Below are 8,650 nucleotides of genomic sequence, written 5' to 3' on the forward strand. Positions count from 1 at the left end.
CGAATCCCGAGCAACCGAGGAGGACTGTGTGCGCCACCGCTCCACGTCGGCCGACCCGCTGTCGGACTTCTGGGTCAGTACCCGCCTGCGCGCGGGGGCCGCTGTCTCGGGGACCGCCGCCCCGCGCCCTGCCATGCCCCGCTCCTTCAAGGAGCGGCTTGCCGCGGCCCTGTCGGCGGCCTATCGGGAAGGCCCGGCGCCGCATCGGGGCCACGACTCCCCTGGTGCGCGCACCACGCCCTCCGCCGGCGCCCTGTACCCCTTCGACGTCCTGGTCTGCCTGCCCCGTGACTCCGCGCCGGTCTGGGACCTGTACTGGTACGACGTCGGCCGTGCCGCTCTGGTCGCGCTCGCCGCCGCCCCGCCCCGCCGGCCGTCCCCCGCCCCCTGGGCGGAGGCGGCGGCCCTGGTCGTACTCGCTGCCCGCCCCTGGCGTTCGATGGCCAAGTACGGCCCCCGCGGATATCTCTACGCCTGCCTGGACACCGGGCACGCCACGGCCGCGATCGGGCTGTCCGCGGAGGCTGCCGGACTCGCGCCCACCACCCATCTGCGCTTCGACAGGCGGACCCTCGCCGCCCTCCTCGGTCTCGACGAGCTGTGCAGCGAGCCGCAGGCAGTGATCACAGTGGCGCGTACCGGTGCGGCGTCCGCTCCGTACCCGTTCGTCCCGGCGCCGCCCGGCGCACCCGTGTGGCTCGAAGGGGCGCGCGGCGGGCTGCCGCTCCCCGGAGCCGCCGAACAGGCCAACTGGCAGCAGCTGGAACGCGGGACAGGACGGCCCACTACCGGGACGGTGCCCCCGGCCCGCCCGGTGCGGACGGCCTCGATGCGCCCGGCCGCGGTTGGCATCCGCGTCCGGTTGTACCGTGAGCGCCGACCCGCCGACCCCGGCGAACTGGCGCGTACAGCCGAACGCCGCTCGTCCGCCCGCGGGTTCACGACCGGCCGACTGGCCCTGGTCGAGATCGGCCAGGTCCTGAGCGCGCTGCACGGCGGCACGGTGGTCGACGGCACGCCCGCGCCCTCGGTCCTGCCCGGCGTCCGGCTTTTCAGCCGTGCCGTGTGGGGACTGCCCGGCGGTGCCTACGCCTTCGACCCCGACACCCACACACTCGACTTCCGGGGCAGCGCCCCGGACGACGAACAGACCGCCGCCACCGCCTACTTGGGGCAGCACAGCACGCGCGCGGCCGCGCTGCTTGTGCTGCACGCCCCCGTCGGCGCGGCTCTGCGCACCCTGGGCCGACAGGGGCTGGCGGAAATACACTTCCACGCCGCACACCTAGCGTACCGGCTGAGTCTGGGGGCCACCCGCTACGGTGTAGGGCTCACCTGCGTCGGAGGTTTCGACGACGCGGCCTGCACGACGCTCTTCCGGCTGGAGCCCGCGGACGGCGACGTGGTGCATGCGCTCGCCCTCGGGGTGGCGGACGTCTCGGCCGTCAAACGGGACCGCAAGGACGTGCCGTACGACAGCTCCGCCGCGGCCGGCTCCTCCGAGGAGGCGGCATGCTGAGCCCCGCCGCGAACCCCTTCGCCCCGCGTCTGAGCCCCGCCGAACTGGCGGCGCTGCCGGCCGAGCAGCGCGCCCTGGCCGAGCGCCTCGGCGCCTTCGCCCTCCCCGGGCACGGCGTTGCCGGTGCCTGGCCACCGCTGGACCGCGCCGGCTGGGCGGCCCTGGGCGCCGCCGGGCTGCTCGGTGTGGGTCTGCCGAAAGAAGCCGGCGGCGGGGGGGCAGGGGCCGGGGGCAGCGCCCTCCTCGCCCGCAGCCTGGTCCGGGCGGGCGGGGCCGGGCTGCTCCTCGGCGTCGGCGTGCAGGCCGACATCGCCCCGCGGTGGCTGCTGCTGCCCGGCCGTGCGGAGCTGGCCACGCGGTGGCTGCCAGGGCTGCTCGACGGCACGGTGGTGGCCTGCCAGGCCGACACCGACCCCGCACCCGACCGGCCCGTCACGGCCGTGTTCGACGGCGGGGACGTGGTGCTCAACGGCAGTAAGCACTATGTGATCAACGCGGCGTCCGCGGATGTGGCCTTCGTCGGCGCGCGACTGGGCGGCGCGGCGGCGCTTGTGCTGGTGCCCCTGGACACGCCCGGGGTGACGGTGCGCGCGCCGTACGACAAGTGGGGGACGCGGGCCGTCGACTCCGCCGCGATCGACTTCGCCGGTGCCCGGGTCCCCGCCTCGCACCTGCTGTCCCAGCGGGGCATCGGCCAACTGCTGCGCTGGAACCGAGTCATGGCCAGAATGCGCTTCCTCGTCGCGGCCGGCGCAGCGGCTTTTCACGCCATGCTCCTGGAGCGTGTCCAGGTCTATGTGAAAGTCCGGCCGCTGGGTGGCAGGCCGCTCGGCGCGTGGCCGGTCAACGCCCATGCGCTGGCCCGGGCCCGGGCGGACCTGGAGCTGATGGAGGCCGGCATACGGCAGGCGTCCCGAGCGTTCGACGGGGGCCGGGCCCCGGTGTCCGAGGTCGCCCAGCTGAAGTGGTTCTGCGTCGAGCGCGCGACCGCCTTCGCGGGGCTGTGCGCCGACCTCGAGGGCGGCGCGGGTTATATGCGCGGCACCGCGTTCGCGCTGGACATCCACGCGGAGCTGCGAGGTCTGCGTATGGCGAGCGGCAGCCAGACCACGATGCTCACCGTCGCCAACCACACGCTCGCGTGCCGTGCCGAACTCGCCTCCGCGCCCGGGGAGCCGCGTCCGACGTCCGAGGAGGAGCACCGGTGACACCGACACTGTTCGAGGCGTTCGAGCGCGCCTGTACGGAGCACGGGCCACGCACCGCGCTGACCGAGGGAGCCCGGCGGCTGACGTACGGGCAGTTCGCGGCGCTCGTAGACCGCCGGGCGAAGGAGCTGGACGCCTGCCTGGACGACGCCCGGCGAGTGGTCCTGTACGCGCCCAACAGCATCGATTACCTCGTCAGTTACGTGGCTCTGCTGCGGACCGGCCGGGTGCCGTTCCTGGTGGACGCGCAGTTCGGCAGCTCCGAGCTGGAGCACATCCGCAAAAGCTGCGGAACCGACGCCGTCCTCGCCGCCCCGGAAACGGTCTCCCTACTGTCGTCCGCGGTCCGGACCCACCGGCTGCCCGCCCACACGTTGACGGTCTCCGTACTCGAACGGCACTCGTCCGACGCTCCGGAGCTGCACCAGGACACCGCCGTCTGCCGCTTCACCTCGGGCACCACAGGGGCGCCGAAGTGCCTGGAGTTCTCCCACACCGCCGTCCTGGCAGCCGCCGCCAACTGGCGTGACGGCACGGGCCTTTCCGAGACCGACGGCACACTGTGCGTGGCCGCATTCACCAACGGGCTGGCGTTCAACACCTCGTTGCTGCCGACCTTCCTGGCGGGCGGCAGACTCCATCTGCTAACCACGCTGCCCACGTCGGCCCGGCTAGCCCATGCCGTCCGGGCCACCGGCGCGACCCGTATCGCCGCGTTCCCCCTGGTCTACGAGGCACTCGCGCGCTCGTCTCTGCCCGACGACTCCCTGTCGGGCCTGCGGCTGGCCTTGTCCGCGGGAGCACCGCTCGACCCGACGGCGAGGTCGGCGTTCACCACCCGGTTCGGTGTGCGGATCGCCGACTACTACGGGATCGCCGAGACGGGCCCGTGCACCTACGAGCGCGACTCCGCCGTCACCACCGGACTCGGGACTCCGCTGCCCGGTGTGTCGGTGCGCACAGCCGCGCCCGCGGAAGGGAACGGCGCCGCGCGGATCCTGGTCAGGACAGCATCCATGGCCACGCGCTACCTCAACGAGCCGGGGCTGCTGGAACGGGCGGTGGACACCGAGGGCTACTACCGCACCAGCGACACCGGCAGCCTCACGGACGGGCGCCTCATGGTGACCGGCCGGCTCGGCGGTCCGGTGAACATAGCCGGCCGCAAGGTCGATCCGACCGAGGTCGAGGCATCGGTGCGCACGCTGCCCGGGGTCACCGACGCCGCCGTGTTCGCGGACCGTGGCGCCGACGGTGCACCCGTCCTGCATCTCGCCGTCGCCTCGGCGCGGCCGCTCGCCAGGACCGACATCGTCCGGGGTCTGCGCTCCCGGATCGCCGGCTACAAGATCCCCGCCATGATCACCATGGTGGAGCAGATCCCGCGCTCCGCCGCCGGCAAGATCAGACTCCGCGCACTCTTGTCGGCCGTTGCCGAGATATCCGGACGCACCCCTGTCACCGGACCGAAAGGACGCCCATGAGTACCGACAGCACGCCCGGCAGCCTGCGCCACGAGATCGAGGAACTGGTGGTCCTGGCGACGGGGCGCGCGATCAGTGTCCAGGAACTGCGCGACTGCGACGGTTCGCTGGAGGCGGTCGGCGTCAACTCGCTCGCCTTCCTGAACCTCATCGAGGTGCTGGAGACCCGCTACGGTGTGGCCGTCGACGCCGACACCGATCCGGCCCGGCTGGTATCGGTCGACTCGCTCGTCGGCCTTGTCTCCGCCGGTGCGGAGTAGCGCCGTGGGCCGACCGCGACCTCTCGTCGAGCCGGCGCCACTCCCGGAGTACACCGGAGCGGCCACGCGCGAAAATTTCCTGACGGCTCTGCTCGACCGGTGCGCCCACCGGAAGGGCCGGACATCCGGGCCCGTTGCCCGGCGCGCGCGCCGGCCGGGCTCCCTGGACGAGGTGTGGGCGTCCCTGCCCTTTCCCCTCGCGGCAGCACTCACCGAACACGTCGAGGGCGTCCTGCCCCTGGTGGGCACGATCGCGGGCCGGAGCCCACTGCTGCGCGCGGGCCGCGCGGGTGAGGCGCTGATCGTCTCAGGACTGTTCACCCCCAACTCTTCGCTGTCCCCCCGCGTGGCCTCCTTCCGGGGTCATGTCGAGGGGAGCGAGGTAGTCATGTCCGGAGCGGTGTCCTTCGCGGCGCTGACGGCCGACGCAGCGTTGTCGGCCGTGTCACTGGAGGGGCGTTCCCATGTGTTCCTGCTGCCTCTGGCGGACAGGGAGGCCGGCATCGGCCGGGCCGAACGGATCGAACTGCGGCTTCCTCCGGACCACCTCTCCGCCCCGCTGTCCTGGGGCCCGGGAGGCCTTGCGGCAAGCGCCTTCGAGGCGCACGCGCGGGCCTTCGCTCCCGGAGCCTGCGCCGCCGCCCTGCGGGCGCTGGGCTGTCTCCGCCGTGCGCTGACTGCCCGGAACTCCGCGTCCGGTGTGCTCAGTACGTCGCAACTGCTGGCCCATGAGGTGACGCGTACGGAGATCACGGCAGGGCTCGCCGCACTGGCCGCGGACACACCCACGGACCCGGTCGCCGCGCTGGCCGCCTGCACCGGCGTGCTCGACAGCGTCGCCCTGCTGGCGCAGGAGTTCGTCGGCGCCGGGATGGTGGACGAGAGCTCCCTGCGGACCGATCCGGACTGGGACCCGTCCTGGACGACCCCGTCCGTACGGGTCCACTTCGGCGGCCGGCGGATGGTCGAGGGAGAACTGGCCCACCGTATGGGCCTCCTCCCGGCGACAGGGTGAAGACGCTGAACAGAGTGAACAGGAGAATCTGATGCGTTCCTCGGTCGAATCGTCCCCCTGGCTGGTCCGGCCACGCCCGGACCCCCGCGCGGACCTGCGCCTCTTCTGCTTTCCGTACGCTGGCGGCGGCGCTTCCCCGTACGTCTCCTGGGCCGGCCTCCTCTCGCCGCGGATCGACGTCAGCGCCGTGCGCCTGCCGGGCCGGGAGACCCGCGCGAGGCAGACCGCCTACCGGCACGCGGACGAACTGGTGGCCGCACTCGGCGAGGCCTTCGGTGAGCGGTGCACGGGCAGATTCGCCTTCTTCGGCCACTGCATGGGTGGCCTGCTGGCCTTCGAACTCGCGCGCTGGCTGCGCCGCCACGGCCACCGCGGTCCTGAGCACCTGTTCGTGGCGGGCCGTCGCGCCCCTCAGCTGCCCCGCCCGGGGCCCCTGATCCACGAGCTTCCCGACACAGACTTCGCCGCGGCCGTCGCCGAGCGCAGTGCAACCTCGTCCGACGTGCTGCTCACGGACCGTTTCCGCGGGGTGCTGCTGCCCCTCCTGCGAGCCGACTTCGCCGTCAACGACACCCACACCTACCGGCCCGAGCCGCCGCTCACCTGCCCCATCACCGCCCTCGGCGGCCGGGACGACGGCGATGTCCCACCCTGGAGCCTGGCGGCCTGGCGGGAGCACACCTCGGCCGACTTCCGTACGAAGCTCTTCGACGGCGCTCACTTCTTTCCCGCAACCGCCCGCTCCGACGTCCTGGACACCGTGAGGGCCCGGCTGTTGGGAGAGCGGGAGGAATCACCACGACACGGGTAGCGACCCCAGTCCGTACACCAGCATGTCCGTGTGGAAGGGCAACTGCTCCTCCTCGACAGCGAGTCGGAGTCCTGGAAGTCGACGCATCAGTTCCGAGATGATCAGCGTCGACTGCGTCTCGGCGAGGGAACTGCCCAGGCACCGGTGAATTCCGTAGCCGAAAGCGAGCTGCCCGCGCACCTCGCGGGTGAGGTCGAACTCGTCGGGGCGGGGATAGACAGACCCGTCCCGGTTCGCGCTCGGCAGGTGCACCACCACGGCCTCGCCGGCACGGACGGTCCGGTCCGCGATCCGGACGTCCCGGGTGGCCACACGTGCGACTCCGTGCTGGATCAGAGTCCAGTAGCGAAGCGCCTCCGCCGTCGCGGCGCGGCACCAACGCTCCGGATCGCCTCGCACGAGATCGCCTTGCGCGGGATCACGCAGAAGGGAGAGCATCGTCAAGGAGATCAATCCGGTGGTCGTCTCCAGCCCGGCGACCACGATGAGGTTCGTCGCGCCGATGATCTCCTGCGTGGAGAAGCCGCCGCCGCGCTGCCGTGCCAGATGCCCCAGCATGTCGTCGTCCGCGCCGCCGCGTTTGGCCTCGATGATGTCGGCCAGGCAGCGATTCATCCGGCCCGCCGCCGTCAGCCGTTCCACCGCCGTGGCGTCGTGCTTCTGCAGGACCCTCGCACAGTCGAGAAACAACTCGCGCCGCTCGGGCGGTATACCCACCATCTCGGCGACCGCCATCGCGGGCAGCGGCGCCGCCACACCAGCCACGAGGTCCGCGGGGGAGGCCTCCCGCGCGAACTCCTCGACCAGGCCGGATGCCGTCTGTTCCAGACGCGGCCTGAGTGCCTGCACCCGGCCGTTGCGGAAGTACTCGGCGACCAGCCGCCGCAGTTGCGTGTGCTCCGGCGGGTCCATGGAGAGAAAGTGACCGGGCAGCCGCGTCTTCGGCGCCAGCGGAAAGTTCGGGTACCCGGGAAGTGTCGAGTCGGAGCTGAAGCTGGTGTCGGCGAGAACGGTGCGGGCGTCCGCGTGACCGGTCACCAGCCATGCCTCCCCGCCGTAGAGGAGAGTCACACGGCGCGGCCCTTCCTCCCCTCGTGCCCGGTACTGCGGCGGCAGATACGGGGCGGTCCGCGGGATCGGGAACTCCATGCGCAGATCCTTCCCCTCGTCGGCAAGGCCTTAACCAGCAACTCGCCCCTCACCGGCCCCTCAAGGAGAAGGCACTCATGCGGACACGCTCGCACGACCACGGCGCACGCCTCGGAATCGTCGGAACGGGCCGCCTCGGCGGGGCAGTCCGCCGGCTCGCCACCGACCAGGGCCACCCCGTGCACGTGTACGACACCCGCGCCCCCGGAAAGTGGCGTGCAGCGTCCGTACCCGATGTAATCGTCGACTGCTCGGCCGCCGCGGTGGTGAACCAAGTGGCGGATTTGTGCGGGGAGTTCGGCCTGCCGCTGGTGGAGTGCGTGTCAGGCCTCACGGACGGCCAGTTGGATCACCTGTCCGCACTGGGCAGGGCGGCGCCCGTGGTGCTCGCGGCCAATCTCTCGCTCGGCAACTACCTACAGACCCGCGCCCTGCGGTACATCGCGGACGTCTTGGTCGCGATGGAGCGCGCTGGCGTACGCGACGTCATGCCGGAGGCCGCCGTCCTGGAACGCCACCCGGCCACCAAGGCGCACCGGCCCAGCACGACCGCCGTCGCCCTTGCCCGGGAGTGGTCGCGGCGCACCAGCGGCATGGTCGTGGACGTCGCCTCGCTGCGCGCCGGCCCGGCCGTCAGCGACCACGAGATCAGGCTCGGCTGGGCCGAGCAGTCGCTCACCGTCACCCACGAGGTGCGGTCCCTGGGCGCCGCCGCGTCCGGAGCCATCCGTATCGCAGGCTGGGTCGCCGGCCGGCCTCCCGGCACCTACACGGTTCATGAGGCGTACGACGATCTGCTGGCAACGACGGGCGGTACGGCGGAGCCCGGACCTCAAGGCGGCGACGGCCGGGGGTGACGGGCCGCGCGCCCGCCGCCCGTCAGGGGCCGAGAGAGTCACGCCGATCAGGCGGGCTACGCGAGCCCGGCGACCAGAAGACCGCTCCGGTGGCATTCAGCCCGGATCCACCGGCTGATGTTTCCGAGGTCCGATTTCTCGCCGAGGGCTGATGATGGGCGCTTCGGTCAGGTCGCGGCGGGCCGCGCCGGGGTCGTCGAGGATCCGCGCACCGGCCGCCTGACCGTCGCCACCGACCACGGCGCGCAGAGCCTGGAGTACGCCCTGGGCTGCCTGCGGCTGGCCGGCATCGCCGTCCGGGACGTGGAACTGGCCCCGCCGACCCTGGACGACGTGTTCCTCTCCCT

The 8,650-nt window shown here is 72.5% G+C and carries 8 protein-coding genes and 1 pseudogene; 8 read left to right on the forward strand and 1 reads right to left on the reverse strand.

Annotated features, from left to right (window positions below; translation table 11 throughout):
• The first annotated feature begins 28 nt into the window (after nt 1–28).
• The 6 genes from AB0F29_RS39260 to AB0F29_RS39285 are packed head-to-tail and all read left to right on the forward strand — an operon-like array spanning nt 29 to nt 6,297.
• Complete coding sequence (locus tag AB0F29_RS39260) at nt 29–1,519, forward strand: nitroreductase family protein (RefSeq protein ID WP_361883132.1); 1,491 nt, start codon at nt 29–31, stop codon at nt 1,517–1,519.
• Nucleotides 1,513–2,727, forward strand: a complete 1,215-nt coding sequence (locus AB0F29_RS39265) for an acyl-CoA dehydrogenase (protein ID WP_361883135.1) — start codon at nt 1,513–1,515, stop codon at nt 2,725–2,727. Before AB0F29_RS39260 ends, AB0F29_RS39265 begins: the two co-directional genes overlap by 7 nt.
• The gene (locus AB0F29_RS39270; RefSeq protein ID WP_361883138.1) at nt 2,724–4,211 is read left to right on the forward strand and encodes a class I adenylate-forming enzyme family protein; all 1,488 of its coding nucleotides are present in this window, start codon (nt 2,724–2,726) and stop codon (nt 4,209–4,211) included. The genes AB0F29_RS39265 and AB0F29_RS39270 overlap by 4 nt, the downstream gene beginning before the upstream one ends.
• The gene (locus tag AB0F29_RS39275; protein ID WP_361883141.1) at nt 4,208–4,471 is read left to right on the forward strand and encodes a phosphopantetheine-binding protein; all 264 of its coding nucleotides are present in this window, start codon (nt 4,208–4,210) and stop codon (nt 4,469–4,471) included. Before AB0F29_RS39270 ends, AB0F29_RS39275 begins: the two co-directional genes overlap by 4 nt.
• 4 nt (nt 4,472–4,475) lie before the next feature.
• Nucleotides 4,476–5,486, forward strand: coding sequence for a hypothetical protein (locus AB0F29_RS39280; RefSeq protein ID WP_361883144.1), 1,011 nt, complete (start codon nt 4,476–4,478; stop codon nt 5,484–5,486).
• Between the two features lie 31 nt (nt 5,487–5,517).
• On the forward strand, nt 5,518–6,297 hold the full coding sequence (locus AB0F29_RS39285; protein WP_361883147.1) for a thioesterase domain-containing protein: 780 nt from the start codon (nt 5,518–5,520) through the stop codon (nt 6,295–6,297).
• On the opposite strand, the gene AB0F29_RS39290 is transcribed toward AB0F29_RS39285, so the two are convergent.
• Nucleotides 6,280–7,446: a cytochrome P450 gene (locus AB0F29_RS39290; RefSeq protein ID WP_361883150.1), complete on the reverse strand. Its 1,167-nt coding sequence runs from the start codon at nt 7,444–7,446 to the stop codon at nt 6,280–6,282. The genes AB0F29_RS39285 and AB0F29_RS39290 overlap by 18 nt on opposite strands.
• A gap of 77 nt (nt 7,447–7,523) precedes the next feature.
• Between AB0F29_RS39290 and AB0F29_RS39295 the strand changes: the two genes are divergently transcribed.
• A complete protein-coding gene (locus AB0F29_RS39295; RefSeq protein WP_361883153.1) occupies nt 7,524–8,303 on the forward strand; it encodes a dihydrodipicolinate reductase C-terminal domain-containing protein in 780 nt (259 codons plus the stop codon).
• A 201-nt stretch (nt 8,304–8,504) separates the two neighbouring features.
• Nucleotides 8,505–8,650, forward strand: a pseudogene (locus AB0F29_RS39300) (daunorubicin/doxorubicin resistance ABC transporter ATP-binding protein DrrA); the annotation flags it as partial.

It is taken from the genome of Streptomyces sp. NPDC026589, assembly GCF_040638385.1.
Classification (GTDB): Bacteria; Actinomycetota; Actinomycetes; order Streptomycetales; family Streptomycetaceae; genus Streptomyces.

Coding starts and splice junctions, on each gene's coding strand:
- AB0F29_RS39265 (WP_361883135.1), top strand. CDS start 1,513: ATGCTGAGCCCCGCCGCGAACCCCTTCGCCCCGCGTCTGAGCCCCGCC.
- AB0F29_RS39275 (WP_361883141.1), top strand. CDS start 4,208: ATGAGTACCGACAGCACGCCCGGCAGCCTGCGCCACGAGATCGAGGAA.
- AB0F29_RS39285 (WP_361883147.1), top strand. CDS start 5,518: ATGCGTTCCTCGGTCGAATCGTCCCCCTGGCTGGTCCGGCCACGCCCG.
- AB0F29_RS39290 (WP_361883150.1), bottom strand. CDS start 7,446: ATGGAGTTCCCGATCCCGCGGACCGCCCCGTATCTGCCGCCGCAGTAC.
- AB0F29_RS39295 (WP_361883153.1), top strand. CDS start 7,524: ATGCGGACACGCTCGCACGACCACGGCGCACGCCTCGGAATCGTCGGA.